This is a genomic window from Streptomyces sp. 11-1-2, assembly GCF_003595545.1.
Lineage (GTDB): Bacteria > Actinomycetota > Actinomycetes > Streptomycetales > Streptomycetaceae > Streptomyces > Streptomyces hygroscopicus_B.
In genome coordinates this window covers 10,283,311-10,309,605 of sequence record NZ_CP022545.1, presented here as the reverse complement: position 1 = coordinate 10,309,605, position 26,295 = coordinate 10,283,311, and the positions used below count along the sequence as shown (strand labels likewise).

Here is a 26,295-nt window from a genome sequence, read left to right as displayed (position 1 = left end):
CGACCGGCTGTCCTCACCTCATGCGAAGATGAACGCGCGGGCGACGAGGGCCGACCGGAGGGAGACGAGGCAGGGTGAGCGACAACCAGAACCTCCTCGCGGAGCAGCGGCGCGCCCTGATCCTCGACGAGGTCAGACGGCGCGGTGGGGTGCGGGTCAACGAGCTGACGCGCAAGCTCAATGTCTCGGACATGACGGTTCGTCGCGATCTGGACGCGCTGGCCCGGCTGGGCGTGGTGGAGAAGGTGCACGGCGGGGCCGTGCCGGTGGCCGAGGCGAGCACGTACGAGCCCGGGTTCGAGGCCAAGTCGGGCCTCGAGCTGAGCGCCAAGGAGGACATCGCGAAGGCGGCGGCCGCGATGGCCACGCCGGGCACCGCGATCGGTCTGGCCGGGGGCACCACGGCCTTCGCGCTGGCCCAGCAGCTGCTGGAGGTGCCGGATCTGACCGTGGTGACGAACTCGGTCCGGGTGGCCGATGTGTTCTACAACGCCCAGCGGTCGGCGGCGCTCGGCGGGGTGGGCCCGCGCCCGGGTGCGGCCACCGTCGTACTCACCGGCGGGGTGCGCACGCCGTCGGACACGCTGGTGGGGCCGGTCGCGGACGCGGCGGTGCGCTCGCTCCACTTCGATGTGCTCTTCCTCGGAGTGCACGGCATATCGGTGGAGGCGGGTCTGTCGACGCCGAATCTCGCGGAGGCGGAGACCAACCGCCACTTCGTCAGGGCCGCGCGACGGGTCGTGGTGGTCGCGGACCACACCAAGTGGGGCACGGTGGGGCTGAGTTCCTTCGCCTCGCTGGATCAGGTGAACGCGCTGGTCACGGACCCGGGGCTGCCGGAGGAGGCGCGGGCGGAGATCTCCGAGTATCTGCCGGAGCTGGTGGTGGCGGGCGAGCCGTCCCGCACCGCAGACATCTGACACCCCGGCAGTTATCGTGTGTCCATGACACACCGGTTGCGTGCCGTCGGACTGGAGTACGTCGAGACCGCACCATTGCGGCTCGCCTTCGTCGCCGAGGTCTCGGCCTCCCCTGAGGCGGTGTTCGAGGCGTTCACCGATGTCGAGGGCTGGCCGCGGTGGTTCCGGGCGGTGAAGGAAGCCCGCTCCACGGACGGCGGCAAGCGCAGGGCGATCCGCCTCGTGGGCGGCGGCCGCTTCCGCGAGACGGTCATGGCGGTCGATCCGCACGAGCGCTATGCCTACCGCGTCGACGAGACCAACGCACCGGGGCTGCGGGCGCTGTTGGAGGAGTGGACGCTGCGGCCCTCGGACGGCGGCGGGACCGTGGTGCGCTATGTGTTCGCGGTGGACGGCACGGTACTGCTGCGCGCTGTCGTGCGGGCGATGCGGCCGGGTCTGCGGCGCGCGTTCCACCAGGCGGTGCGGAACCTGGACCGGATGGTGGCGGCGGCCTGACGGCCGTACGGGCGCAAATCGGCCGGTCCGGCCGTGAGCGCCGTCAGTCGGTCCAGTTGCCCGTGGTGAGGAAGATGTCGAGCGTCTGCACATACGGCTCGATGTCCAGCCCCTGCTCCTCGAGCCACGCGTCCGAGTAGTACTTGTCCAGATACCGCTCCCCCGGATCGCACAGCAGCGTCACCACGCTCCCGGTCCGCCCCGCGGCGACCATCTCCGCGACGATCCGCAGCGCGCTCCACAGCCCCGTCCCGGTGGAGCCGCCCGCCTTACGGCCGATGGCCCGCTCCAGGGCGCGGACGGCCGCGACGCTCGCCGCGTCCGGGACCTTCATCATCCGGTCGATCGCGCCCGGTACGAAGCTGGGTTCCATCCGGGGGCGGCCGATGCCTTCGATGCGTGAACCGTGGTCGCTGGAGGCGTCGTCGTCATGGTGGACCCAGCCGTCGAAGAAGCAGGAGTTCTCCGGGTCGGCGACGCACACCCGGGTGTCGTACTGCATGTAGTGGACATAGCGGGCGAGGGTCGCCGAGGTGCCTCCGGTGCCCGCCGTGGCGACGACCCATGCCGGTTCGGGATAGCGCTCCAGACGCATCTGCTGATAGATCGACTCGGCGATGTTGTTGTTGCCCCGCCAGTCCGTGGCCCGCTCGGCGTAAGTGAACTGGTCCATGTAGTGACCCCCGGACTCCGCCGCGAGGGCGGCGGACTCCTCGTACATGGTCCGCGGGTCGTCCACGAAATGGCACTGGCCGCCATGGAATTCGATCAGGCGGCACTTCTCCCGGCTGGTCGTGCGGGGCATCACCGCGATGAAGGGCACCCCGATCAGCTTGGCGAAGTACGCCTCGGAAACGGCGGTCGAGCCGCTGGACGCCTCGATCACGGGCTTGCCCGGCCGGATCCAGCCGTTGCACAGCCCATAGAGGAACAGCGAGCGTGCCAGACGGTGCTTGAGACTCCCTGTGGGGTGGGTGGACTCGTCCTTGAGGTAGAGGTCGATCCCCCAGCGCTCGGGCAGCGGGAAGCTCAGCAGATGGGTGTCCGCGGACCGCTGGGCGTCCGCTTGCACCTTTCGGACGGCCTCCTTCAGCCACCCGCGATAGCCGTGGTCGCTGCGGTCCACGTCGATCGTCTTGATGATCCCGCGCGCCGTGCCGTCCAACGCCCACTCCTCCTGCTCGCGCCCACGCCCAGCCCAAGTGGCATACTCGTGCCGTTTCGATCCTCATTGTCCCCCAGTGCGCCCTGGTGCCCGGGGCCGGTCCCGGGCACACTGCGCAGCAGGGAAAATGAGAGACGGCGACAGAAGCGCCAGTCGGAGCCATCGGGGAGGCGGTTGTGATGGCCGATAACGAGTTCAACGCCAGGGGAGTGCGGATCGAGCGGTTCCTGCGCTCGGTCACCCGCGCCGGACAGGTCTTGATCAAGGACGGCAGGCTGGAGTTGCTCACCAGCTACGGTCGCGAGATCGACAGCGCGCCGGTGCAGTCGGTGCGCGCCAGCAAGCCCTGGTTCGTCGACGGGGATCAGGCCATGGCCACCGTGAACGGCACTCGCTACCGTCTCACCCTTGGCTCGCAGGACACCAAGTCCACCTCGGCCAAGTCCGGCTCGGGGGCCGCCAGCCGCTTCCTCGACGCCGTCCGGTCCGCTCGGGGGCACTCCCAGAAGCGGTGAAGTGGCCGAGTTGCGCGTGCGCGCGGTGGGACCGACCCTGGACGAGTATCAGTATCACTGAGGGTCAACAAGCGGTGACGCTGAGAACCGTCCCACCGGTCGCGCCCAGCAGCCACCACTGCTGAACGTGTTCGTCGCCCGCATCTGAATCAGGCTAGCCCCAACTTCTTCAGGGAGTCGCAGCCGTGATCAGTCGTCCTAGCAGGCAGTGCACGGTGGAGCTGCAGGCCCTGCCGTCGCGGATCGGACAGGTCCGCAGAATCGTGTCGGCGCAGTTGCGCTACTGGCATCTGGATCCGCTCATCGACCCGGCGGCGCTCGGCGTCACCGAACTGCTCACCAATGTGCATCGGCACGCCGAGCCGGACAAGCAGTGCGCGGTGGAGATCGTTCTCATGCTGGACCGGTTGACTGTTTCGGTCCGCGACCAGGATCCGCGACTGCCCCGCCTTCGGGCATGCGATCCCGTCGCCACGCATGGCAGGGGGCTCGCGCTGGTCGCGGCCGTCAGCCAGAGCTGGGGGATGCACGCGCGGGACGACGGCAGCGGGAAGGTCGTCTGGTTCACGCTGGCCGTGCCGCGACCCACCGCCACCGCCAAGTCGCCCCTCACGGCGCATGGAGCGGGCCGCACCGCACCGCCCCATCGCACGGACGCCTCCCGCCCGGCACCGGCGCCCACCACGCCCATCACCGGCCCCGCGTCCACACCCGGACCCGTCACCGCCCCGGCACCGGTCGCGCCGGCGCCCACCCCCGTACCCGTCACCCCGGCTCCGGCCCCCGCGCCCGTCGCCCAGGCCCCGGCACCGGCCGCTGCCGCAGCCCCGGCGCCTGCGGTGCGCGAGCGGGCTCCCGCGGCCGCCCGGTCGGCAGCCGCCCGCTGAGCACGTAGGCGTCCCGCCTCCCGCGAGGCGGGACGGTCCGGACGGCCCCGACCGCCCTGACAGTCCGGACAGCCCCGACCGCTCTGACGGCCTGAGCGCCCCGCGTCAGCGCCCCCACACCGTCAGCGGTCAGAGGGCCCCGCCCTTCGCATGGCGTCCGAACTGCTCGTCCAGGACGGACAGTCGGCGCCAGTACTCGTCCTCGTCGATCTCACCGGCCGCGAAGCGACGGCCCAGCACCGCGATCGGCGATCGCTCGCCGAAGTCCACGGGCCCCTGCCGCCAGGGGGCGCGTCCGCGCCGCCCGGCGCGCCTCAACAGGAAGACCGCACCGCCGACGACCAGCGCCCACATCAGCGGGAAGAGCGGAATCCACGGTCCGGGGCCGTCGCCGTCGGCGAAGCCGTGCGCCAGGGTGTTCATGATGATCGCGCTCCTCGGGAGTGGTTGTCTCATGGCCACTTCTCATGGCCCTTTCTCATGGCCACTTCGAGGATCACTCCCTTACGGTGCCCCGGTCGTCGTACGGCCGACGACACTCCCGGTACCTCCCGGGGAGTACGCGCGCCGGGGGCGACCCGTTCTGTACCTACTAGTGTGTACGATCGAATCGAAGCAGCGAACGGACACGAACGCACGCCCCGCCGACAGGAGTTCACCGATGCTCGTCATGCAGTACCGGATCACCCTGCCCGCCGACTACGACATGAGGATCATCCGGGACCGGGTGGCGACGAAGGGGCCGCTGCTCGACGACCTCTCGGGGCTGGGCCTCAAGGCGTACGGCATCCGGGAGCGGGGGGTGGACGGCTCGCCGGTCCATCAGTACGCCCCGTTCTATCTGTGGACCGCGCCCGAGGCCATGAACCGCTTTCTGTGGGGCCCCGGATTCCAGGGCGTCGTCCGGGACTTCGGCAGGCCCACGGTCGAGCACTGGCAGGGGCTCGCCTTCGAACGGGGCCCGGCCGCGGGCGCCGTGCCGCGCGCCGCCACCCGCCACGCCGCGCCGGTCCCGGCCGCCGCCGATCCCGCCTCCGTTGTCGAGGACGCGCTGGCGCGGCTGGCCGAGCGCGCCCGTACGGACGGCGTCCACGCGACGGCCCTCGGCATCGACCCGCGCGGCTGGGAGCTGGTCCACTTCACGCTCTGGGAGGACTCCGCACCGCCCTCGGAGCCCGGCGACCGCTACCAGGTGCTCCATCTGTCGACCCCGGACCTGGACGCGCTCCCCCGGGGCCGCCAGTGGTGACCGCCGTAAGGACCGCGCGGTGGTCAGCTCACGCCCAGGGCCGCCAAGGGGTCGTCCAGCACCGGCTGCCACGCCAACTCCGCCGCACCCACCAGGCTGTTGTGGTCCAGCGTGCACGGCAGAATCGGCACGCCACCGCTCCGGCCCCACAGGCTCCGCTCCGCCACCACCGCGCGCAGCCGCTCCGGGTCGGCCTCCAGGAGTTCGCGGTGCAGCCCGCCGAGGATGATGCGGTCCGGATTGAGGATGTTGACCAGCCCGGCGAGCCCGAGACCGAGGCGGTCGATGAGCTGGCAGGTGGCGGCCCGTACGGACGGCTCCGTGGCGTACTCCTCGCGCAGCAGATCGCGGGCCTGCTGCAGCAGGGACACCTCCGGGCCCGGGTCGCGCCCGGCCGCCGTGAGGAAGGCGAGCGGATCGGCCTCGATGTCCAGACAGCCGCGGCTGCCGCAGTGGCAGGGCGGGCCCTCGGGGTTGACGGTCAGATGGCCCACCTCGAGGGCGAGCCCCGCGCTGCCCGTGTGCAGCCTTCCGTCGAGCACCAGCGCACCACCGACGCCCCGGTGCCCGGTGGCGACACAGAGCAGATGCTGGGCGCCGCCGCCCGCGCCATGGCGGTGCTCGGCGAGCGCGGCCAGGTTGACGTCATTGCCCGCGAAACCCGTGACCGGCTCCCCGTCGTCGCCGCGGATACCGGCCGCGGCCAGGCTGCGGTTGAACAGCTCGCGCACCGGAGCGCCCGCGGGCCAGGCGACGTGCAGCGGGTTCAGGGCGGTGCCCTCCGGTTCGGCGACCGCGGACGGGACGGCGAGCCCCGCGCCGACACAGCGGCGGCCGGTCTCCCGTAGCAGCCGGGCACCGGCCTCCACGACCGCGTCGATGACATGCGCCGGGTCCGCGGGCACGGTCATGCTGCCCGGGGCGGTGGCCACGGTCCGGCCGCCGAGCCCGACGAGCGCCGCGCGGAAGCCGTCGGCGTGCACCTGGGCGGCGAGCGCGACCGGCCCTCGGGGGGCGATCGACAGCCGGTGCGAGGGACGGCCCTGCGCCCCGGCGGCCCCGAGCGGCCGCGAGTCGACCTGGATCAGGCCGAGCGCCTCCAGCTCGGCGGCGACGGCGCCCGCGGTCGCGCGGGTCACCCCGAGCTCGGCCGTGAGCACCGCGCGGGTGGGCGCGCGGCCGGTGTGGACGAGTGCCAGTGCCGGGCCAAGAGCGCTTCGGCCGCGCTCGAGCCTTGTCCGTGTCTGGGTCACGCCCCTATTCTCACTTTGTGCCGACTCCAAACAAAACACGGACGGCCATCCTGGGCGCGCGCCGCTCCGTCACCGCGGATCGCGACCTCGCCCGACTCCGCGCCGCCATCACCGCGTTCTTCTTCCTCGACGGCTTCGTGTTCGCCGGATGGGTCGCCCGGATCCCCGCGATCAAGGACCAGACGAGCGCCTCGGAGGGCGCGCTGGGGCTGGCCCTGCTCGGCGTGTCCGCGGGCGGGACGGCCACGATGATGGCCACCGGACGTCTGTGCCGCCGCTTCGGCAACCACCCGACGACGGTGGCCGCCGGTGTGCTGTTCGCGGGCTCCGTCGCGCTGCCGCCGCTGACCCACTCCGCGCTCGCCCTCGGCCTGGTGCTGCTGGTCTTCGGCACCGGGTTCGGCGCGCTCAACGTGGCCATGAACAGCGCGGCGGTCGACCTCATCGCCGCCCTGCGCCGCCCGGTCATGCCAGGTTTCCACGCCGCCTTCAGCCTGGGCGGGATGGCCGGGGCCGGGCTGGGCGGGCTGATCGCCGACCACCTCTCCCCCACTCGCCATCTGTCGCTGCTCGCGGTCTTCGGGCTGCTGCTCGCGGCGGCCGCCGGCCGGACGCTGATCTCGCTGCCGGTGCCCGCGCCGCGGGACGGCGCCGAGCCCGCGGCCGAGTCCGAGAACGCCGCCGCCGTCCCCGAGCCGTCCCCCGGCGCAGAGCGGCCGGGCCGCGCCCGGTGGCTCGTCGCCGTCTTCGGCCTGATCGCGCTCTGCACGGCGTACGGCGAGGGCGCGATGGCCGACTGGGCAGCCCTCCATCTGCACCAGGACCTCGACGCGTCCGCCGGACTCGCCGCCGCGGGCTACTCCGTCTTCGCCCTGATGATGGCCGTCGGCCGGCTGACCGGCACCGCGCTGCTCGAACGGCTCGGCCAGACCAGGGCGTTGATCGCGGGCGGCACCACGGCCGCGGCCGGCATGCTGCTGGGCTCGCTCGCGCCCACGGTCTGGCTCGCGCTCCTGGGCTTCGCGGTCACCGGGCTGGGGCTGGCCAACCTCTTCCCCGTCGCCATCGCGCGGGCGGGCGCGCTGACGGGGCCGGGCGGGGTCGCCGCGGCCTCCACGCTCGGCTACGGCGGCATGCTGCTGGGCCCGCCCACGATCGGCTTCCTCGCCGACTGGTACTCGCTGCCGATCGCGCTCACCACGGTCGCGGCGCTGGCGGCCGTGGCGGCGGTGGTCGCGTACGGCACGCGGAACGCCGTGCGCCCGGCCGGAACCTGACGCCCTCGCCGCCCCGGCCCCGGCGGATGTCGGAGGCGGCTGGCATGATTCCGCCATGGATACTGCCGAGTTGATCGAAATCGTAAACCGCGAGGGCCAGTTGCTGGCCACCGCCGCGGCCGAGGCCGGAGTGGACGCCCCGGTGCCCACCTGCCCCGACTGGCGCGTCCGTGACCTGTTGTCCCACATCGGCCAGGTGCACGGCTGGGTCGCCCGGATCGTCGGCGAGGGCCTGACGGACCCGGTCCGGCCGACGCTCGAGCCGGCACCGGCCGACGCCGAGCTCGTGTCCTGGTACCGCGAGGTCCATGGACGGCTGGTCGACGCCCTCACCGATGCCGACCCCGAGCTGAAGTACTTCACCTTCCTGCCCTCGGAGTTCCCGCTGGGCTTCTGGGCGCGCCGCCAGGCTCATGAGACGGCCATCCATCGGGTCGACGCGGAGTCGGCACGCGGCGGGGACCTCTCCCCGTTCACCCCGGAGTTCGCGGCCGACGGGGTCGATGAGCTGCTGGCCGGTTTCCACAGCCTGGACCGGTCCCGGGTGCGCACGGACACCCCGCGCACGCTCCGGGTGAGGGCCACGGACCATGACGCGGTGTGGACGATGCGGCTGTCACAGGACGTTCCGCGGACCGTGCGCGACGGCGAGGGGGCGGCCGACTGCGAGCTGAGCGGCCCGGCCGGCGACCTCTATCTCGCGCTCTGGAACCGGCTGCCGATCACCGCGCTGCACACGGAGGGGGACGAGAAGCTGGCCGAGCTGTGGCGGGAGCGCTCGGGCATCTGATACGCCGAGCCCTTTGAGTTACCAGCGAGTAATATCACGTGCTAGCTTCCTGACATGTCACGTCGATCGATGTCCGCGCGCCGCCTGCGCCGCGCGATGAACTGGTGGCCGCCCTATCTCTTCGCCGGAGTGCGGGTGGTCCACCTCGCGGAGGACTGGAACAGTGTCCGGGTCAGGCTGCGGCTGCACCGCTTCAACTCCAACTACGTGGGGACCCATTTCGGCGGTTCGCTGTTCGCGATGAGCGACCCGTTCTGGATGCTGCTGGTGATGAACCGGCTCGGCCGGGACTACATCGTCTGGGACAAGGCCGGCGAGATCGACTTCGTCTCACCCGGCCGCGGCGACGTGTTCGCCGACTTCAAGCTCACCGAGGAGCGGCTGGAGGAGATCCGCGAGGCCACGGCGGACGGCGGCAAGGCACTGCCGTGGTTCGAGAACGACGTGGTCGCCGCGGACGGTACGGTCGTGGCACGCGTACGGAAGCAGCTCTATGTGCGCCACAAGCAGCGTGACGGGCAGCGCGAGCCGGGGAGGACCGACTCGGCGGCAGCCACCGGACAGCAGGCGGAGGACTGATTCGAGATGGCCGGACCCCGTCCCCAGGACGAGCGGGACACGCTCACCGTCGAGATAGTGTTCGCCCTGGTCACGGCCGGTCTGCTGGCGGCCGTGCTCTATGTCGCGGTCGCGAGCCCCGCGCTTTTCGGCGATCTGGGCCGGGCCCAGGAGACGGCCTGGAAGGGCGCCGCCTTCGTGGTGGCCACCGTCGGATTCGCCGTCCGCCTGGTGCGGGCGCTGTGGCTCTTCTCCCGGCAGCGTCGCTGATGGCCCAGGGCCCGCGGCCGGCACGGTGGCAGTGCGCGGGATCGCGCTGGGGCCACCGCGGGCCCGCGCTCGTCTGGCGCCATCCGGCCCAGGGTGAACGGCTCTCCCCGCTGACGCCGGACCGCCCGCTCTCCTTCACCACCGGGCCACGGCGCGACTGCGTCGGCGTCCGCAGGGGCGCCCGGCACACCCCGTGCCCGGCCGGGGCCGAGGTACCGGCCACCGCCGTATCGGCGCAGTGCCCGGACTGCGCCCGACTGGACCGCTCGTACTCCGTGGCCGCCGACACCCGTACGGACGACCCGCGCCCTTACGACGTCTATCTCGCCTGGTTCGGTCCGGATCTGCTCAAGGTCGGGATCACCGCGGCCGAGCGGGAGGGGGTACGGCTGCTGGAGCAGGCCGCGCTCTCCTACTGCCTGCTGGGCCGTGGCCCGCTGATGGCCGCGCGCCGCGCCGAGGCCGTGCTGGGCACAGCGCTCGGCGTCCCGGACCGCTTCCCCTACGCCGCCAAGCGCACCGCCCGCGAGGCCGCGCCGCGCCCGGAGCGGCGGGCCGCCGACCTCGCCGCGCTCCACCAGCGGGCGCGCGGCCTGGCCGGTCTGCCGGAGTCGCTGGCCCTGGCGCCGTTCGAGCCGGTGCACCATGACGCGGCGTTCCATCTGGACCGGGTGCGCCCCGCGCTGGGGCTGATCCAGCTCGTCCCCGAGACCACCGTGGCCGGTCGGATCGACGCCGTGGCGGGCCCGGACATCCACCTGACCTCGACGGACGGCCGGATCCTGCTGCTGGACACCCGCCAACTGGCGGGCTGGCCGCTGACGGCGGCCGCGGCGGATGCCCCGACGACGGCGCCGGTTGCGGCGCGGGCGCGGGAAGCGGAGGCCCCGGAGGGGCTGTTCTGAGCGGGCCCCGAAGCGCCGGGCACCGGGCACGGCTCCCTCGCCACCCCTCCCGAACGCGGGGCACCCTCGCCACCACCCCCCGAGCACGGGGCACCCTCGCCACCACCCCCGAGCACGGGGCCTTCCTCAGCCCAGCCAGCCGGGCCGGACCAGGCCCGACTCATAGGCGAGCACGACGAGTTGGGCGCGGTCCCGGACGCCCAGTTTGACCATCGTGCGGCTCACATGGGTCTTGGCGGTGAGCGGGCTGACCACGAGCCGCCGGGCGATCTCCTGGTTCGACAGCCCCATGCCGACCAGGGCCATCACCTCCCGCTCCCGCTCGGTCAGCTCCGCCAGCGCCGCCGCGGGCGCGGGTTCCCTGGAACGGGCCGCGAACTCGGCGATGAGGCGGCGGGTCACCCCTGGCGACAGCAGCGCATCGCCGCCGACGACCGCGCGCACCGCCCGCAGCAGCTCTTCCGGTTCGGTGTCCTTGACCAGGAAGCCGGAGGCGCCGGAGCGGATCGCCTCGAAGACGTACTCATCGAGTTCGAAAGTGGTCAGCATGACCACCTTCACCTCGCCGAGGGCCGGGTCCCCGGTGATCCGGCGGGTGGCGGCGAGGCCGTCGAGCACCGGCATGCGGATGTCCATGAGGACGACGTCGGGGTGTTGCTCCCGCACGAGCGCCAGCGCCTGCTCCCCGTCGGCCGCCTCGCCGACCACCTCGATATCCGGCTGTGCGGCCAGCAGGGCGCGGAAGCCCGCGCGGACGAGGATCTGGTCATCGGCGAGCGCGACACGGATCACGGCATCTTCCCTGTCCCCCTCACTCATGGCGTCTCCCTCCCGCCCCTGAACGGGATCCGGGCCCGGACGCGGAAACCGCCGTCCGAACGGGGGCCCGCCGCCACCGTGCCGCCGAGCGCGGCGGCCCGTTCGCGCATGCCGACCAGACCGTTGCCACCGCCCGTCACCTCGCCCCCGGCCGCCGGACCGTCGTCGTCCACCCGCAGCTCCAACTCACCGGGGGCGTAGCACAACAGGACATGGGCGTTCCGGGAGCTGGAGTGGCGGACGATGTTGGTCAGGGCCTCCTGCACGATACGGAACGCCGCGAGGTCGGCGCCGGGCGGCAGGGCCGTCCGTACGCCCTCCACCTCCACCCGCACCGCGAGGCCCGCGTCCGCCGCCTGCCCGGTCAGCTCCTCCAGGCGGTCCAGGCCGGGCGCGGGCGAGCGCGGCGCGGCGCCGGACGCGCCGGAGGTCCGCAGCGTGTCGAGGACCTGGCGGACCTCGCCCAGCGCCTCCTTGCTGGCCGCCTTGATGGTGGTCAGCGCGGTGCGGGCCTCCTCGGGGTCCTGGTCGAGGAGGGCGAGGCCGACGCCCGCCTGGACGTTGATGACCGAGATGCTGTGGGCGAGGACGTCATGCAGTTCGCGGGCGATCCGCAGCCGCTCCTCATCCGCCCGGCGCCGCGCCGCCGCCTCCCGTTCGGCCCGTTCGCGGACCCACCGCTCACGCCGTACGCGGACGAGTTCGGACGCGGCGACGATCGCCAGCGCCCAGGCGGTGATCCCCAGCTCCTGCCCCCATCCGACGGGCCCGTCACCGCCCGGCGGCAGTCGGCGGTAGAGCCAGTGGCCGATGAGCAGATGGCTGCCCCACAGCAGCCCGAGCGCGCTCCACGCGGCGATCCGCCGCCCGGCGGCGACGGCCGCCACACAGGCGACGACGACGCTGAGGAAGACGGGCCCGTACGGATATCCGGCGGCGATGTAGACCACGGTCACCGCCGACGTGCCGACCACGACGGTCCCGGGGTGGCGATGGCGCAGGAGCAGCAGCGCGGGCCCGGCGAGCAGCAGCGCACCGGCCCCGGGCCCGAGGCCCACCCGGGCGGGCTGGTCATGCGCGGCGAACCCGGTGCCCATCAGCTGGACGACGGCGATGGCGAGTGAGGAGGGCCAGGGTACGGCCGAGCGCGGTGGGCCGAAGGGCATCTCGCGCCGGCGTCCGCCCGGCCGGTGCCAGGGCCCGGGCTCCCCCGTGAATCCGTGCATACGGCAACGCTAAACCGGCCGGGCGGGCCCGGCGTCCCCCTTACGCGGTGCCCGCGCGTACTCCCGGCGGAGTACGTCGCGCCGGCCGAGCCCGGATCGCCGGGATGCGCCCGGTCTTCCGCGTCATTGGCGAGGCCGCGCGACGCATCACCGGCCGAAGGCTCGGGACCGCCGCGCGACGCATCACCGGCGAAGGCTCGGGACCGTCGCGCAACGCATCACCGGCGAAGGCTCGGGACCGTCGCGCAACGCACTACCGACGAAGACGCGGGACCGCCGCGCGACGCATCACCGCCGCGCGGCGCCCGAGAGAAAGCGGCTAGCCCCGGTCCATCGCCGCCAGGGCCCGGCGGGCGGCCGGGTGAGTGCGGACGAGGTCGCCCAGGGTGGTGGTACCGCGGGTGATCTTCGTAAAAGTACGCCACGCCGGGCGGAAGCCGGTGAGAGCCGCGTGGAACATCCCGGGGCGGCGGGCGAAGATCGTGTACAGACGGCGGCCGACGCCCATCTCCACGCCGAGCCCCGCCTTGATCGCGAAGGCGTAGTTCAGGGCCTGGCGACGGGCGTCCACCGCGTCATGCGCCTCCGCGACGCGCACCGCCCACTCGCCCGCGAGCCGGCCCGAGCGCAGCGCGTAGGAGATGCCCTCGCGCGTCCACGGCTCCAGCAGCCCGGCCGCGTCCCCGCACACCAGGACCCGGCCGCGCGACAGCGGCGAGTCGTCGGCGCGGCAGCGGGTCAGATGGCCGGAGGAGATGCTCGGCTCGAATCCGGCGAGGCCGAGCCGAGCGATGAAGTCCTCCAGATAGCGCTTGGTCCCGGCGCCCTCGCCGCGCGCCGAGATGACGCCGACGGTCAGGGTGTCGCCCTTGGGGAAGACCCAGCCGTAACTCCCCGGCATCGGGCCCCAGTCGATGAGCACCCGGCCCGCCCAGTCCTCCGCGACGGTCTCCGGAACGGGAATTTCGGCCTCCAGGCCGAGATCCACCTGGTCCAGCTTCACGCCGACATGCGCGCCTATGCGGCTCGCGCTGCCGTCCGCGCCGACCACGGCCCGCGCCAGCACCGTCTCACCGTCGGCGAGCACCACGGCGACCGTGCGCCGGTCGGGCACGGCCGGGCCGTGCTGTTCGACGCGGGTGACCGCGACGCCCGTACGGACCTCGGCGCCCGCGTCCTTGGCGGCCTCGACCAGGGCCGCGTCGAACTCCGGCCGGTTGATCAGCCCGAAGAGCGCGTGCTTGGAGCGGCGGGTGCGGGCCAGCTTGCCGTTGAGCGAGAAGGTCACCGCGTGCACCCGCTCCCGCAGCGGCAGTTCGAAGCCCGGCGGGAGTGCGTCGCGCGAGGGACCGATGATGCCGCCGCCGCACGTCTTGTAGCGCGGCAGTTCGGCCTTCTCCAACAACAGCACCCGGCGTCCGGCGCAGGCGGCGGCATGGGCCGCGGAGGCACCCGCAGGGCCCGCGCCCACCACGACGACGTCCCATACCGTCTCATTGTCCGGGGCTGCGTTGTCGCTGCTCACGTGTGGATCCGCTCCCAATCGACCGACCTGATGCGCCTTCCCGGCATCCTACGGCTCCCCGACGGATGACCCCGCTGTGGGATGATCGGCCACGCGGCATCAAGCCGTACATACGTGCCCATCGCGGCGCATCCCGCCGCCTGCCCGTCGCACCCCAGGAGTGACCCCCATGGAGAAGGCGCCTCTCGCCGCTACCGTAGCCGCCCTGCAGCCGCGCGCGAGGACCGAGCTGGCCGAGCTGGTGGCCTTCAAGTCGGTCGCGGACCCGGCGCAGTTCCCGCGCGACGAATGCGAGGCCGCCGCCCGGTGGGTCGCCGACGCCCTGCGCGCCGAGGGGTTCGAGGACGTGGCGCTGCTGGACACCCCCGACGGCACCCAGTCCGTCTACGGCTTTCTGCCCGGTCCGGCCGGTGCCCCGACCGTGCTGCTCTACGCGCATTACGACGTGCAGCCCCCGCTGGACGAGGCCGCCTGGCACACCCCGCCCTTCGAGCTGACCGAGCGCGACGGCCGCTGGTACGGGCGGGGCGCCGCGGACTGCAAGGGTGGCGTGATCATGCATCTCACCGCCCTGCGGGCGCTCAAGGAGCAGGGCGGGGTCCCGGTCAACGTCAAGATGATCGTGGAGGGTTCGGAGGAGCAGGGCACGGGCGGCCTGGAGCGCTATGCCGAGGCCCATCCGGAGCTGCTGACCGCCGACACGATCGTGATCGGCGACGCGGGCAACTTCCGGGTCGGGCTGCCGACGGTCACGGCCACGCTGCGCGGTATGACGCTGCTGCGGGTCTCGGTGGAGACCCTGGAGGGCAATCTGCACTCCGGCCAGTTCGGCGGGGCGGCCCCGGACGCGCTCGCCGCGCTGATCCGCGTCCTGGACTCGCTGCGCGCCGAGGACGGCTCGACCACCGTCAAGGGCCTCGAGGCGGACGCGGAGTGGGACGGGCTGCAGTATCCGGAGGAGGCGTTCCGCAAGGACGCCAAGGTGCTCGACGGGGTCGGGCTGGTCGGCTCTGGTACGGTCGCCGACCGCATCTGGGCGCGCCCCGCGGTCACCGTGATCGGCATCGACTGCCCGCCGGTGGTCGGCGCCACCCCGTCCGTCCAGTCGAGCGCGCGGGCGCTGATCAGCCTGCGGGTGCCGCCGGGCGTGGACGCGGCCGAGGCCAACCGGCTGCTCGCCGAGCACCTCCGGTCCTCGGTGCCGTGGGGCGCGCGGCTCTCGCTGGAGCAGGTCGGCCAGGGCCAGCCGTTCCGCGCGGACACCACGAGCCCGGCGTACGCGGCGATGCGGGAGGCGATGCGCCTGGCGTACGACGGCCAGGAGATGGCGATCGCCGGGCAGGGCGGCTCGATCCCGCTGTGCAACACGCTGGCCTCGCTCTACCCGGAGGCGGAGATCCTGCTGATCGGGCTGAGCGAGCCGGATGCGCAGATCCACGCGGTCAACGAGAGCGTCTCACCGCAGGAGTTGGAGAAGCTCTCGCTGACCGAGGCGCTGTTCCTGGGGATGTACGCGGCGGGCAAGGGCTGAGCTTCCCCCCTCCTGCCATCGCCCCGCGGCCGGTTCCGGACCGTGGGGCGACGGCCCGGTCCCGCTATGGGACGCGGCAGGCCGGTGGGGCACGGGTGGGTGGACGAGGTACGAGCGGGCCGGTGGGTCAGCCGGTCGGGACGCCCGCTTCGAGATAGAGCGGGCGGCCCTGCTCGCGGGCGCGCAGCGCCCAGCGCAGTCGGCTCAGCCGCACCGGCGGCAGCAGCGCGGCCGCCTCGCTCTCGGTGACGAAGCGCCAGCCGCGCAGTTCGGAGCCGGGCAGCAGCACCTCCCGGGCGGCCGCGCTGGAGAGCTTGCCGCCGTCAAAGAGCAGCCGCAGGCCCCCGTAGCCGGGCGGCTGGGGGCGTTCCCAGTCGGCGACCAGCAGCCGCAGCGGTTCGTCGAGCCGTACGCCCAGCTCCTCGGTGACCTCGCGCACCCCGGCGCACATCGGGGGTTCGCCCGGTTCGACGACGCCGCCGGGGAACTCCCAGCCGGGTTTGTAGGTGGGGTCGACGAGCAGCACGCGGTCCTCCTCGTCGAAGAGCAGCACCCCGGCGGCCAGCGTCTCCGCCGTCGGCTCCGGAGTCTGCACGATGTCGCAGCTCCCGGCGCCGTCGCGGACGGCGTCGGCGATGTGCTGGGCGGTCTGGCGCGGGGTGATGCCGGTGGTGTCCACGACATGGGCATCGGCGGTCAGCCAGGGCAGGGCCGCCCGGTAGGGGGCGAGATGGGCCAGGCACCACTGACGTACGGACTCGTTCGCCTCCGGGTCCCCGGGTATCTCCTCGCGCCCGGCTATCCGCTCGCGAAGGATCGTTTCATCGGTGTGGAGCAGAACATGCCGCACGGGGATGCGACGGGCCGCGAAACCACCGAAGATCTCATCCCGGTACTCCTGTCTGAGGACCGTCATCGCCACCACGAGCGGACCGCCGACCTCCGCGATCAGCGCCGCTCCGGTGTCCACGACCAGCCGGCGCCAGGAGGGCAGATCCTGGTAGTCGGACACCTGTTCAAGACGTTTACGCGGAAGCATCATCCGCAGACCGTTGCCGACCAGCTCCGGGTCGTAGAACGTGCTGCCGGGCATGAAGTCCACCAACTCACGGGCCGTGGCGGTTTTACCCGCACCGAACGCACCGTTCAGCCAGACGATCACATTTCCCCCTATTCCATCGCCTCCTGACAGTTGCCCGCATCACCCTGCCACGGAAACGCCCGAAGACGACCGAGTGACGGATCGCGCCCCTCCGGACCGTATGGGCGCATGACGCGGGGTGGTGCGGTGAGGCGCGGCCGGGGGTCGTGGGGCCCTTGTGCCACAGGGGTCACCGCGGCCACATGGACCGCGGTGACCCCTGCCGTATCAGCCTTTGCTGGCGCCGAGGGTGAGTCCGGCGATGAAGTGGCGCTGCAACAGCAGGAAGACCAGCACCGTGGGCAGCGCCACGATCACCGAGCCCGCCGCGAGCAGGTTGTAGTCGGTGAAGAACTGGCCGCGCAGATTGTTGAGCGCGGAGGTGATGGGCAGCTTGTCACCGTCGGAGATGAAGACGAGCGCCCACAGGAAATCGTTGTACATCCAGGTGAATTGCAATGTGGCGAGCGCGGCGAGCGCCGGCCGACACAACGGAAGCGTGATGTTCCAGTACTGCGTCCACACCCCCGCGCCATCCACCCGCGCCGCTTCCGTGATCTCCTCGGGAAGGGTGCGCATGAAGTTGGCGAGGACGAAGACGCAGAAACCCACCTGGAAGGCGACCTGGACGGCGAGCACGGCCCAGTAGGAGTCGTACATCGTCATCGAGTCCGACATCCAGTAGGGCAGATTGATCTTGGTGAAGAGCACATAGAGCGGGGTGACGATGACCTGCTGCGGCAGCAGATTGCCCGCCGTGAACACCATCAGCAGCACGAGCCCGCCGCGCATTCTCAGCCGGGTCACGCAGAAAGCGACGAACGAGGCGAGAAACAGCGTCAACAGCACTCCGGGCACCGCGATGATGAGCGAGTTGATGAAGTACTTGCCCATTCCGGAGTCGTTGAACGCCTGCGCGTAGTAGTCGAACGACAGATGGCGCGGCAGCGAGAAATAGCCGTATTTGGCGGTCTCCTCGTAGGGCCGCAGCGAGGCGTAGATGGCGAGCAGCAGCGGGGCGAGAAAGGCGAGCGACACGGTCATCAAGAACGCGTGCAGCCCGAGCCGTCCACGGCTCACCCGGCGCTTGCCGGTGCCGGTCACCGGCGCCACGGTCCGTACGGGGGCGGTCCGGGTGATGGTCATCCCTTCTTCCCCCCTCGCAGTTCCTGCACCAGATAGGTCACGATGAATCCCATGGACACGGCCAGCAGGACGACGGCGATCGCGGAGCCGAAGCCGATCCGGCTGGCCTCGCCGATGATGTTGTCGGTGACCAGCACCGAGAGCAGTTCGAGCCCGTTACGGCCATGGTTGATGGCGTAGACGATGTCGAACGCGCGCAATGCCTCGATCACGGTGATGACACCGACGATGACATTGACCGGCCGCAGAGTGGGCAGCACGACCCGGAAGAAGGTCTGGGTCTCGCTGGCGCCGTCGATCGCGGCCGCTTCCTTGAGCGAGGGATCGACGGATTTCAGCCCGGCCAGATAGAGGATCATCACATACCCGGTGTGCCGCCAGGCGGCTGCCAGCAGCACCATCCAGATATTGAGCTCCGGGTCTCCCAGCCAGTCCACCGGGTTGTCCTTGTTGGCCAGAATCGCGTTCAGCGCGCCCTGGTCACGGGAGAAGATCAGCTGCGCGATGAAGCCGACGATGGCGAGGGAGAGCACCACCGGCATATAGAGGGTGGACTGGTAGAACCGGCTGAACCGGACGCCCTTGTCCAGCAGCACGGCCAGCAGCAGTCCGAAGGGGGTCGCGACACAGCCGAGGAAGGCCACCCAGAGCAGATTGTTGCGGACGGCGGGCCAGAACGGCGGATAGTCGGTGAAGAGGGTTTTGTAGTTGTCGATGCCGACCCATTGGATATCGCCGATCCCGTCCCAGTTGGTGAAGGACAGGCCGATGGAGGCGAGGGTCGGGCCCCAGACCAGGGCCAGGTCGAGCAGGATGGGTATACCCAGCAGCACGCCGATAACGGCGAGGTCGCGGGAGGTGAACCTCCGTGGACCCCGCCGTTTGGCACGCCGCGCGTTGATGAGCGGCACGGCGCGAATCTCCTAGTTGCCGGCGAAGATGGTCTTCTTCTGGGACTCGATATCCTTGGTCAGGGAGTCAATGTCGTCCGGCTTGTTGATGAACTGCTGAATGGCCCGGATCATCACCTGTGACGCGAAGTCCGGCCGGGTGTCGCGGTCCATGAACTGGGATATCTGCTTGGCGTTCGAAATGAGGTCGACGGCCTTCTTCTGCAGCGCGTTGTACGAGGAGGTGGACGCGCCGTCGTTGACCGCGATGTTGTTCGGGTCCCGCTTCAGGTAGATCTCCTCGGCGGCAGGTGTGGCGAGGTACTTGAGCAGCTCCTTGCCCTCCTTCTGCCGCTTGGACTTCTTCGCCAGCAGAAAGCCGTCGATGGGCGCCTCGACCGCGTCCTGGCCATAGGCGGAGTCGATCTCGGGGAACGCGAAGAAGTCCAGATCGTCGCGGTCGGCGTCGGGGAACTGCTGTCCGGGGTGGGGCAGTCCGAAGACCGCCATACCGGACTTCTTCTGCGCCAGGCTCTGGGCGGCCTCCTGCCAGGTCCGTCCGTTGGCGCCCTTCTGGTGGTAAGGCATCAGACCGCGCCACAGGTCAAAGACGTGCTTGACCCGGGGATCGGTCCAGGACTCCTTGCCGCCCATCAGGGAGACATGGAAGTCGTAGCCGTTGGCCCGCATATTGAGATAGTCGAAGGTCCCCATGGCGGGCCAGCCGTCCTTGTCACCGAAGGCGATGGCGTCGAGCCCGTCCTTGTCCATGCGCTTGGCGAGGGCCCGGAACTCGTCGAAGGTCTTCGGGATCTCATAGCCGCGCTGGGCGAAGACGCTCTTCCGGTAGAAGACCGCCCAGGGGTAGTAGTAGTACGGCACGAGGTACTGCTTGCCGTCCTTGCCGGTGGACTGCGCCTTGAGCGCGTCGGAGAAGCCGTCGAAGCCCTTCCACAGATCGCTGATCTCGGCGAGCTGACCCTGTTCGGCGAAGAACTGCATGCGGTACCCGGCGAACCACATGAAGACGTCGTCGGGGGTGCCCTTCAGATAGCGGTTGATGCCTTCCTGAAAGGCTTCGTGGTTGACGGTGTTGACCTTGACCTTCTTGTCCGACTTCTTCTCGTACGCGTTGAACACCTCGGCGAACGCCTTCCGGGGCACTGCGTCGGAGGCGTTGGAGCCGATCTTCACTTCGTTGCCCGGACCACCGCAGGCGGTCAGCAGCGTCGGGAGGGTGACCGCGCCCGCTCCGGCCGCGGTACCTCGTAGCAGCGCACGGCGGGAGATCCGATGTCCTGACAATGACGGTGCCATGTGCCCCTCCACAGAGGTCCAATCAAACACAACCGAACGCGAGTGAGGGGATCTCACCCGGCACCCAGGCGGAACGTCAAGGGTTTTGACGAGATATCGAACAACTGTTATCGCATCTCTTCCAACAGACTTCAACAGGGTCTACCGTAAACGCTCGCATGTGACGCAGCCATGACACTGCGTCACCCCCGTTGAGAACGGAGGACCCGCATCGTGCGCCACCGCTTTTTTCGCCCCTCGAAGCGAAGAGTCATCGGAGCATTGAGCGCCGGCCTGCTGGCAACCGCCGGTCTGGCCCTCCCGGCCGTCGCCCAGCCGTCGCACCCCGCCGAGGTCACCACACCGGCCTCCGGGCCGGGCGCCGCGCCCGCTGACGGGCTCGCCCTCACCCCTCCGATGGGCTTCAACAACTGGAACTCCACCCACTGCCGCGCCGAGTTCAACGAGGCGATGGTCAAGGGCATCGCCGATATCTTCGTGGCGAAGGGGCTGAAGGACGCCGGATACCAGTACGTCAACCTCGACGACTGCTGGGCGCTGCCGCAGCGCGACGCGGACGGCAAGCTGGTCCCCGACCCGGTCCGCTTTCCGAACGGCATCAAGGCCGTCGCCGACTATGTCCACTCCAAGGGACTGAAGATCGGCATCTACACCAGCGCGGGCACCAAGACCTGCAACAGCGCCGGCTTCCCCGGGGCGCTCGGCCATGAGAAGTCCGACGCCCAGCAGTTCGCCGACTGGGGCATCGACTACCTCAAGTACGACAACTGCAATAACCAGGGTGTCGACGCCAAGCAGCGCTACCGCGCCATGCGCGACGCGCTGAAGGCCGCGTCCGAGTCCACCGGCCACCCCATCGTCTACAGCATCTGCGAATGGGGCGAGAACAAGCCATGGGAGTGGGCCGGTGAATTCGGCCAACTGTGGCGGACGACGGGCGACATCAGCGACAGCTGGGGCAGCATGCTGTCGATCGCCAAGCAGAACCTGCCGCTCGCGCAGTACGCCGGACCCGGCCGCTGGAACGACCCCGACATGCTGGAGGTCGGCAACGGCGGGATGACGGACACCGAGTACCGCAGCCACTTCTCGCTGTGGTCGATCATGGCCGCACCGCTGCTGATCGGCACCGATCTGCGCAAGGCCACCGACGAGACCTATGAGATCCTCGGCAATCGCGAGGTCATCGGCGTCGATCAGGACCCGCTCGGCAAGCAGGGCACCGTGGTCTCCTCCGAGGGCGGGCGCTGGGTCATCGCCAAGGAGATGGCGGACGGCAGCCGCGCCGTCGCGCTGTTCAACGAGACCGACCGGCCGCAGCACATCGCCACAACGGCGACCGGGGCCGGGCTGCCGAAGGCGACCGCGTACCGGCTGCGCGACCTGTGGTCGCACAAGGACTACAACACCGCCGGAGCCATTTCGGCCACCGTCCCGGCCCATGGCACCGTGCTCTACCGGGCCTCGGCCGACGCGCGCTGGGCCTCTTACCCGCCCCTCGCCGAACTCGGCATCGACGGCACCGCGCTGACCGAGGCCGGAGACACCGCCCAGGTCGTCACCGCCCTCACCGACCTCGGCCGCACCCCGGCCCATCAGGTCTCGGTCCGCCTCACCGGCCCCGACGGCTGGCGGATCAAGGCCACCTCGCCGACCCGGGCCGCCTCGCTGCCCACCGGCTCGAAGCTGGCCACACGCTGGCAGGTCACCGCGCCCGCCGGGGCCACACCCGGTGCGTACGATCTGACGGTCGCCGCCGACTACCGCTCACCGAAGGGCGCCAAGGCCGCCGCGCGGCTGGTCTCGGCGGTCCATGTGGTGGTCGCACCGCCCTCCGGCAGCTCGTACGCGAGCGATCTGTCCTGGCTGAGCGCGCTCAACGGCTGGGGCCCGGTGGAGAAGAACACCAGCGTCGGCGAGAGCGGGGCGGGTGACGGCCATCCGCTCACCCTCGGCGGCACCACGTACGACAAGGGCCTGGGCGTGCACGCGCCCAGCGAGGTCACCTACTACACCGGGGGCCGGTGCTCGCGCTTCACCGCACAGGTCGGCGTGGACGACGAAGAGGGCACCGAGGGATCGGTGGCCTTCGAGGTCTGGGCGGGCGACACCAAGGTGGCGTCGTCCAAGACGCTGACGAACGCCGATCCGGCCACCGCTCTTACGGCCGCCATCGGCGAGGCGAACACGGTCCGGCTCGTCGTCACCGACGGCGGGGACGGGGTCACCAGCGACCACGGGGACTGGGCCGACGCGTCCTTCACCTGCTGAGATCTCTCCACCCCAGGCTGAAACCTCATCACCCCACGGAGATCCGCCCCTTCCCGCGGCCGCCCGGGCTCAGCACTCGGGCAGCCCGGGGAGGGGCTCGTCGTTGTTCCCGCCCTTGACGTAGACGACGCTCACATAGACATCGCGATGGCCGTTGTCGTCGTCGGTCCTGGCCCACCACACGTTCGACCACTTGCCGTAGGTCTCCCGGCGGCCCAGGTTCTCCTGGCAGAAGAAGTAGTTCACGCCGTGCTCGAGAGTGCCGACCGGCTCACCGCCATGGGTGTACGAGGTCGCGTCCCGCCACACCTCGCAGTCTTACCGCCCGCCGCCACTGCCGTGGCAGACGGGCGCGGCCTCCGAGGGCGGGGCCGATGAAGCCGCCGGGCCGCCCCGGTCGCCGTTGCCGCCGTCCGGGGTGCGGGACCCGGACGGTGAGGCCGTGTCACCCGGCTGGGCGCCATCCTGCCCGGTCGTGCCGCTCACCCTTCCGCCGCCCGGTGAGGCGGTCTTCCCAGGCCCCGCCGGGTCGCTCGGCAGGTCCTTGCCCGGCTCCGACCCCGGATCCTTCGTCGGCCCCGACGCTGTGGTGTGGTCATCCCCTGCGACCAGCCCGCCGGCGATGAGCACGACGGTGGCGGCGGCAGCCGCGATGAGCGCTCCGCGGGGCCTGCGCCTTGCGCCCCGCACATCGGCCCCGTCCCCCGCGCCCGGCTCCCCGCTCACCAGCGGCTCCACGGCGGGCGGCGGGCCGAAGCCCGGCGACGGGACGGCCGCAGCGTCCGGTGTGGACGGGGGCCGCACGCCCTGGGGCGTCCGCCCGGCGGCCACGTCCGCCAGCATCCGGCGCGCCTCGGCGGCGGACGGCCGCCCCCGCGGATCCTTGTCCATCAGCGCGTGCAACACGGGCGCCAGCGGCCCGGCCAGCCGCGGCTCGGGCATCGGTTCGGTGACGATCGCGGTGAGCGTCGACCATACGGAGGTGCGGCGGAACGGCGACGAGCCCTCCACCGCCGCGTACAGCGTCATCCCCAGCGCCCAGATGTCCGAGGCCGGGCTCGGGTCCTGCCCCTGGGCGCGCTCCGGTGCGAGGTAGTCCAGGGAGCCGATCAGCTCGCCGCTGCGGGTCAGCTTGGTGGTCGCGCCGTCCTCGGGCGCCTCCAGGCTCGCGATGCCGAAGTCCGTAAGGACGACACGGCCCGCGCCGGTCCAGCAGCACATTGCCGGGCTTCACATCCCGGTGCAGCACCCCGGCGTCATGGGCCGCGCCGAGCGCGTCCGCGACCTCGGCGCCGATCCCCGCGGCCTCCCGGGGGTCGATGGCGCCCCGTTCGTCGATCACATCGTCGAGCGACGGGCCGTCGATCAGCTCCATGACGATGAGCGGCAGCCCGTCCTCCTCGGCCACATCGTGGACCGTGATCACCCCGGGGTGCCGGATCCGGGCCGCTGCCCGCGCCTCCCGCTGCATCCGGGTGCGCAGATCGGCCAGTTCGGCACTGGACGCGTCGGTATGGGCGCGCAGCACCTTGACCGCGACCTCCCGGCCGAGCACCGCGTCCGCTGCCCTGCAGACCACGCCCATGCCGCCCCGGCCGAGCCGGCCCGTCACCCGGTACCGCCCGCCCAGGAGCCTGCCGGACAGATCGCCGCCCATGTCCACCGGTGCCACCGCTCCGCTCCCCCTCGCGCTCTCCTCGGCCCCGTCTGGCCGCTGCCGGGCTTCAGGGCTTCGGGCTGAGGGCGAACAGCTTAGGGGGAGACGGTGACAGCGGGCTCAATCGCCGGTCGGATGCGTGCCCGCCACCGGGCCGAACCCCTCCAGGCTCGCCTCCTGCGCCGCCGCGGCGGCCGCGCCCACCAGCCCCGCGTCGGTACCCATCTGTGCCGGGACGACCTCCAGTCCCTGGACGAACGACAGGGTCGCGTAGTCGCGCAGGGCGCGCCGCAGGGGCGTGAAGAGCACGTCCCCGGCGCCCGCCACCCCGCCGCCGATGACCGCCACCTCGATCTCGACGAGCGCGGCGGTCGCGGCGATTCCGGCGGCCAGGGCCTGGGCGGCCCGTTCGAAGGAGGCCCGCGCGACCGGGTCGCCGTTCCGCGCCGAGGCGGCGACGGCCTGGGCGCTGGTGTCGCCGTCCGGACCCGGGCGCCAGCCCCCGTCCAGGGCGCGGCGGGCGATGTTGGGACCGCTGGCGATCCGCTCCACGCAGCCGCGTCCGCCACAGGGACACAGGTCGCCGTTCAGCTCCACGCTGATGTGGCCGATGTGCCCGGCGTTGCCGGTCGGACCCGGGTGCAGCCGACCGCCCAGAACCAGCCCGCCGCCGACGCCGGTGGAGACCACCATGCACAGCGCGTTCTTACGGCCGCGCGCCGCGCCCTGCCAGTGCTCGGCGGCCGTCATCGCCGGCCCGTCGCCGACCAGCGACAGCGGCAGTGCGCCGGTGGTCTCCCGGACCCCGGCGACCAGCGGGAAGTCACGCCAGCCGGGGATGTTGACGGGGCTGACGGTGCCCACGGAGGCGTCCACCGGGCCCGCGCTGCCGATGCCGACGGCGGCGACCCGTGACCAGTGCGCGGTGGCCGCGAGCTCCTTGAGCACGGCGGTGACCTGCCGCATGACCGTCGCGCCGGCTTCCTGGGCTCGGGTGGCGCGGCGGGCCCGTACGACCAGTTTTCCGCTCCCGTCCACCAGAGCGCCCGCGATCTTGGTCCCGCCGATGTCCAGTGCGGCGATGAGGTCACGTGGCATAGGTGTCGACTCTCCTGGTGGGCACGCTGGTGGGCATGGACGTGTTCGGTGTGCGACAACAGTCTTCCCGCCGCTGACAACGTTGTCCAGGGGCTATGCTCGTCACTCCCTCCCCCACGACGACCAGCGACGGGACGAGCGCACTGTGACCGACACCGCCCCGGGCACCGCCACACGCCGTTACGGCACCCGGCCCACTATGAAGGACGTCGCCGCACGGGCCGGGGTCGGTCTCAAAACCGTCTCCAGAGTGGTCAACGGCGAACCGGGCGTCACCCCCGACACCGAGCGCCGCGTCCAGGAGGCCATCACCGCACTCGGCTTCCGCCGCAACGACAGCGCCCGCATCCTGCGCAAGGGCCGTACGGCGAGCATCGGACTGGTCCTGGAAGATCTGGCCGACCCCTTCTACGGTCCGCTGAGCCGCGCCGTCGAGGAGATCGCCCGGGCCCATGGCGCACTGCTGATCAACGGCTCCAGCGCGGAGGACCCCGAGCGCGAGCAGGAACTGGTGCTCGCCCTGTGCGCGCGCCGGGTCGACGGCCTCGTCATCATCCCGGCCGGCCATGACCACCGCTATCTGGCCCCCGAGATGGCAGCCGGGGTCGCCACCGTCTTCGTCGACCGGCCGGCGGGCCGTGTCGACGCCGACGCCGTCCTCTCCGACAGCTTCGGCGGTTCCCGCGACGCCGTCGCCCATCTCATCGCCCACGGCCACCGCCGGATCGGCTTCCTCGGCGACCTGCCGGGCATCCACACCGCCGCCGAGCGGCTGCGCGGCTACCACGCGGCGATGAGCGAGGCCGGGCTGCCGGTCCATGACGCCTGGGTCTCGCCCGGCGCCACCGATCCGGAGCGGGTCCGGGCCGCGGCCACCGCGATGCTGAACGCCACTGAGCCGGTCACCGCGCTCTTCGCGGGCAACAACCGGGTCACGGTCACAGTCGTACGGGTCCTGGCCGAGCGCCCCACGCCCGCAGCGCCGGTGGCCCTCGTCGGCTTCGACGACTTCGAGCTCGCCGATCTGCTCTCCCCCGGGATCACCGTCATAGCCCAGGACTCGGCCCAGCTCGGCCGTACCGCCGCCGATCTGCTCTTCCGCCGCCTCGACGGCGCGGGCGGGGACCCCCAGCGGGTCGTCCTGCCGACCCGGCTGATCCCGCGCGGCTCGGGCGAACTGCCCCCGCCCGCGACATCCACACCCTGACCGGCCGACCCCGTACGGCCTGCTTTCGCGAACGGCCGCGCTTTCCCGCGCGGCTGAGCCCATCCCCGAACGGCCCGTTTCCCCCGGACGCCTGAACGGCCCCGCTCCGGTTGCCCCGGCCCCCCACCGCCCCGAGGGTGGATGCGGAGGGCCCGGGACCCCGGCCGGCGGAACGAGGGA

At 71.7% G+C, this 26,295-nt stretch carries 24 protein-coding genes and 1 pseudogene; 13 read left to right on the top strand and 12 right to left on the bottom strand.

What is annotated here, in order from left to right:
• Positions 1-74 precede the first annotated feature (74 nt).
• Together CGL27_RS44180 and CGL27_RS44175 are read left to right on the top strand one after the other, a co-directional pair.
• A complete protein-coding gene (locus CGL27_RS44180) occupies positions 75-920 on the top strand; it encodes a DeoR/GlpR family DNA-binding transcription regulator (protein WP_014058797.1) in 846 nt (281 codons plus the stop codon).
• A 24-nt stretch (positions 921-944) separates the two neighbouring features.
• On the top strand, positions 945-1,418 hold the full coding sequence (locus CGL27_RS44175; protein ID WP_119993239.1) for an SRPBCC family protein: 474 nt from the start codon (positions 945-947) through the stop codon (positions 1,416-1,418).
• Between the two features lie 43 nt (positions 1,419-1,461).
• Here the strand turns inward: CGL27_RS44175 and CGL27_RS44170 are convergent, their stop codons facing one another.
• Positions 1,462-2,583, bottom strand: a complete 1,122-nt coding sequence (locus tag CGL27_RS44170; RefSeq protein ID WP_078645706.1) for a PLP-dependent cysteine synthase family protein — start codon at positions 2,581-2,583, stop codon at positions 1,462-1,464.
• A gap of 179 nt (positions 2,584-2,762) precedes the next feature.
• Here CGL27_RS44170 and CGL27_RS44165 point away from each other — a divergent pair, with 179 nt between their 5' ends.
• Entirely contained in the window at positions 2,763-3,098 is a 336-nt protein-coding gene (locus CGL27_RS44165; RefSeq protein WP_059145517.1) for a hypothetical protein, read from the top strand.
• 185 nt (positions 3,099-3,283) lie between these two features.
• A complete protein-coding gene (locus CGL27_RS44160; RefSeq protein ID WP_240450848.1) occupies positions 3,284-3,985 on the top strand; it encodes an ATP-binding protein in 702 nt (233 codons plus the stop codon).
• A gap of 129 nt (positions 3,986-4,114) precedes the next feature.
• On the opposite strand, the gene CGL27_RS44155 is transcribed toward CGL27_RS44160, so the two are convergent.
• Positions 4,115-4,408, bottom strand: a complete 294-nt coding sequence (locus CGL27_RS44155; RefSeq protein ID WP_119993235.1) for an SHOCT domain-containing protein — start codon at positions 4,406-4,408, stop codon at positions 4,115-4,117.
• Between the two features lie 238 nt (positions 4,409-4,646).
• On the opposite strand from CGL27_RS44155, the gene CGL27_RS44150 reads away from it, so the two are divergent.
• Entirely contained in the window at positions 4,647-5,234 is a 588-nt protein-coding gene (locus CGL27_RS44150) for a DUF4865 family protein (RefSeq protein ID WP_119993233.1), read from the top strand.
• A gap of 23 nt (positions 5,235-5,257) precedes the next feature.
• On the opposite strand, the gene CGL27_RS44145 is transcribed toward CGL27_RS44150, so the two are convergent.
• Positions 5,258-6,487: an ROK family protein gene (locus tag CGL27_RS44145; protein ID WP_078645699.1), complete on the bottom strand. Its 1,230-nt coding sequence runs from the start codon at positions 6,485-6,487 to the stop codon at positions 5,258-5,260.
• Positions 6,488-6,537: 50 nt separating this feature from the next.
• Here CGL27_RS44145 and CGL27_RS44140 point away from each other — a divergent pair, with 50 nt between their 5' ends.
• The 5 genes from CGL27_RS44140 to CGL27_RS44120 are packed head-to-tail and all read left to right on the top strand — an operon-like array spanning position 6,538 to position 10,287.
• On the top strand, positions 6,538-7,764 hold the full coding sequence (locus CGL27_RS44140; protein ID WP_240451059.1) for an MFS transporter: 1,227 nt from the start codon (positions 6,538-6,540) through the stop codon (positions 7,762-7,764).
• 55 nt (positions 7,765-7,819) lie between these two features.
• Positions 7,820-8,554, top strand: a complete 735-nt coding sequence (locus tag CGL27_RS44135; protein ID WP_119993230.1) for a maleylpyruvate isomerase family mycothiol-dependent enzyme — start codon at positions 7,820-7,822, stop codon at positions 8,552-8,554.
• A gap of 54 nt (positions 8,555-8,608) precedes the next feature.
• Complete coding sequence (locus tag CGL27_RS44130; protein WP_240450847.1) at positions 8,609-9,133, top strand: DUF4442 domain-containing protein; 525 nt, start codon at positions 8,609-8,611, stop codon at positions 9,131-9,133.
• Between the two features lie 6 nt (positions 9,134-9,139).
• Positions 9,140-9,382, top strand: coding sequence for a DUF6332 family protein (locus CGL27_RS44125; protein WP_119993227.1), 243 nt, complete (start codon positions 9,140-9,142; stop codon positions 9,380-9,382).
• The gene (locus tag CGL27_RS44120; protein ID WP_240450846.1) at positions 9,355-10,287 is read left to right on the top strand and encodes a DUF2797 domain-containing protein; all 933 of its coding nucleotides are present in this window, start codon (positions 9,355-9,357) and stop codon (positions 10,285-10,287) included. The genes CGL27_RS44125 and CGL27_RS44120 overlap by 28 nt, the downstream gene beginning before the upstream one ends.
• Positions 10,288-10,413: 126 nt before the next feature.
• On the opposite strand, the gene CGL27_RS44115 is transcribed toward CGL27_RS44120, so the two are convergent.
• The 3 genes from CGL27_RS44115 to CGL27_RS44105 form a co-directional block, all read right to left on the bottom strand.
• Positions 10,414-11,079, bottom strand: coding sequence for a response regulator transcription factor (locus tag CGL27_RS44115; protein ID WP_043239878.1), 666 nt, complete (start codon positions 11,077-11,079; stop codon positions 10,414-10,416).
• A 23-nt stretch (positions 11,080-11,102) separates the two neighbouring features.
• A complete protein-coding gene (locus tag CGL27_RS44110) occupies positions 11,103-12,272 on the bottom strand; it encodes a sensor histidine kinase (protein ID WP_240451058.1) in 1,170 nt (389 codons plus the stop codon).
• 379 nt (positions 12,273-12,651) lie between these two features.
• On the bottom strand, positions 12,652-13,857 hold the full coding sequence (locus CGL27_RS44105) for a geranylgeranyl reductase family protein (protein WP_078645684.1): 1,206 nt from the start codon (positions 13,855-13,857) through the stop codon (positions 12,652-12,654).
• A 169-nt stretch (positions 13,858-14,026) separates the two neighbouring features.
• Here CGL27_RS44105 and CGL27_RS44100 point away from each other — a divergent pair, with 169 nt between their 5' ends.
• A complete protein-coding gene (locus tag CGL27_RS44100) occupies positions 14,027-15,388 on the top strand; it encodes a dipeptidase (RefSeq protein ID WP_078645683.1) in 1,362 nt (453 codons plus the stop codon).
• Positions 15,389-15,515: 127 nt separating this feature from the next.
• Here CGL27_RS44100 and CGL27_RS44095 read toward each other — a convergent pair whose 3' ends face one another.
• The 4 genes from CGL27_RS44095 to CGL27_RS44080 all read right to left on the bottom strand — a co-directional run bounded on the left by CGL27_RS44095 (position 15,516) and on the right by CGL27_RS44080 (position 19,882).
• Positions 15,516-16,550, bottom strand: coding sequence for an NUDIX hydrolase (locus CGL27_RS44095; RefSeq protein WP_078645681.1), 1,035 nt, complete (start codon positions 16,548-16,550; stop codon positions 15,516-15,518).
• Between the two features lie 207 nt (positions 16,551-16,757).
• Complete coding sequence (locus tag CGL27_RS44090; protein ID WP_119993222.1) at positions 16,758-17,675, bottom strand: carbohydrate ABC transporter permease; 918 nt, start codon at positions 17,673-17,675, stop codon at positions 16,758-16,760.
• Positions 17,672-18,586, bottom strand: coding sequence for a sugar ABC transporter permease (locus tag CGL27_RS44085; RefSeq protein ID WP_119993220.1), 915 nt, complete (start codon positions 18,584-18,586; stop codon positions 17,672-17,674). Before CGL27_RS44085 ends, CGL27_RS44090 begins: the two co-directional genes overlap by 4 nt.
• 12 nt (positions 18,587-18,598) lie before the next feature.
• Positions 18,599-19,882 (bottom strand): ABC transporter substrate-binding protein, encoded by a 1,284-nt coding sequence (locus tag CGL27_RS44080; RefSeq protein ID WP_203348590.1) that lies wholly within the window; start codon positions 19,880-19,882, stop codon positions 18,599-18,601.
• A gap of 213 nt (positions 19,883-20,095) precedes the next feature.
• Here CGL27_RS44080 and CGL27_RS44075 point away from each other — a divergent pair, with 213 nt between their 5' ends.
• A complete protein-coding gene (locus CGL27_RS44075) occupies positions 20,096-22,153 on the top strand; it encodes an NPCBM/NEW2 domain-containing protein (RefSeq protein WP_119993218.1) in 2,058 nt (685 codons plus the stop codon).
• A 69-nt stretch (positions 22,154-22,222) separates the two neighbouring features.
• Here CGL27_RS44075 and CGL27_RS44070 read toward each other — a convergent pair.
• Both CGL27_RS44070 and CGL27_RS44065 read right to left on the bottom strand, forming a co-directional pair.
• Positions 22,223-23,810, bottom strand: a pseudogene (locus CGL27_RS44070) (protein kinase).
• 120 nt (positions 23,811-23,930) lie between these two features.
• Positions 23,931-24,908 (bottom strand): ROK family protein, encoded by a 978-nt coding sequence (locus CGL27_RS44065; RefSeq protein ID WP_119993216.1) that lies wholly within the window; start codon positions 24,906-24,908, stop codon positions 23,931-23,933.
• A gap of 145 nt (positions 24,909-25,053) precedes the next feature.
• On the opposite strand from CGL27_RS44065, the gene CGL27_RS44060 reads away from it, so the two are divergent.
• Complete coding sequence (locus CGL27_RS44060; RefSeq protein WP_078645673.1) at positions 25,054-26,115, top strand: LacI family DNA-binding transcriptional regulator; 1,062 nt, start codon at positions 25,054-25,056, stop codon at positions 26,113-26,115.
• Positions 26,116-26,295 lie beyond the last annotated feature (180 nt).

Bases quoted from the DNA above. Each gene is read 5' to 3' on its own strand.
- CGL27_RS44090 (WP_119993222.1), bottom strand. From the start codon at position 17,675: ATGACCATCACCCGGACCGCCCCCGTACGGACCGTGGCGCCGGTGACC.
- CGL27_RS44135 (WP_119993230.1), top strand. From the start codon at position 7,820: ATGGATACTGCCGAGTTGATCGAAATCGTAAACCGCGAGGGCCAGTTG.
- CGL27_RS44100 (WP_078645683.1), top strand. From the start codon at position 14,027: ATGGAGAAGGCGCCTCTCGCCGCTACCGTAGCCGCCCTGCAGCCGCGC.
- CGL27_RS44155 (WP_119993235.1), bottom strand. From the start codon at position 4,408: ATGAACACCCTGGCGCACGGCTTCGCCGACGGCGACGGCCCCGGACCG.
- CGL27_RS44130 (WP_240450847.1), top strand. From the start codon at position 8,609: ATGTCACGTCGATCGATGTCCGCGCGCCGCCTGCGCCGCGCGATGAAC.
- CGL27_RS44065 (WP_119993216.1), bottom strand. From the start codon at position 24,908: ATGCCACGTGACCTCATCGCCGCACTGGACATCGGCGGGACCAAGATC.
- CGL27_RS44125 (WP_119993227.1), top strand. From the start codon at position 9,140: ATGGCCGGACCCCGTCCCCAGGACGAGCGGGACACGCTCACCGTCGAG.
- CGL27_RS44175 (WP_119993239.1), top strand. From the start codon at position 945: ATGACACACCGGTTGCGTGCCGTCGGACTGGAGTACGTCGAGACCGCA.
- CGL27_RS44150 (WP_119993233.1), top strand. From the start codon at position 4,647: ATGCTCGTCATGCAGTACCGGATCACCCTGCCCGCCGACTACGACATG.
- CGL27_RS44080 (WP_203348590.1), bottom strand. From the start codon at position 19,882: ATGGCACCGTCATTGTCAGGACATCGGATCTCCCGCCGTGCGCTGCTA.
- CGL27_RS44110 (WP_240451058.1), bottom strand. From the start codon at position 12,272: ATGCCCTTCGGCCCACCGCGCTCGGCCGTACCCTGGCCCTCCTCACTC.
- CGL27_RS44165 (WP_059145517.1), top strand. From the start codon at position 2,763: ATGGCCGATAACGAGTTCAACGCCAGGGGAGTGCGGATCGAGCGGTTC.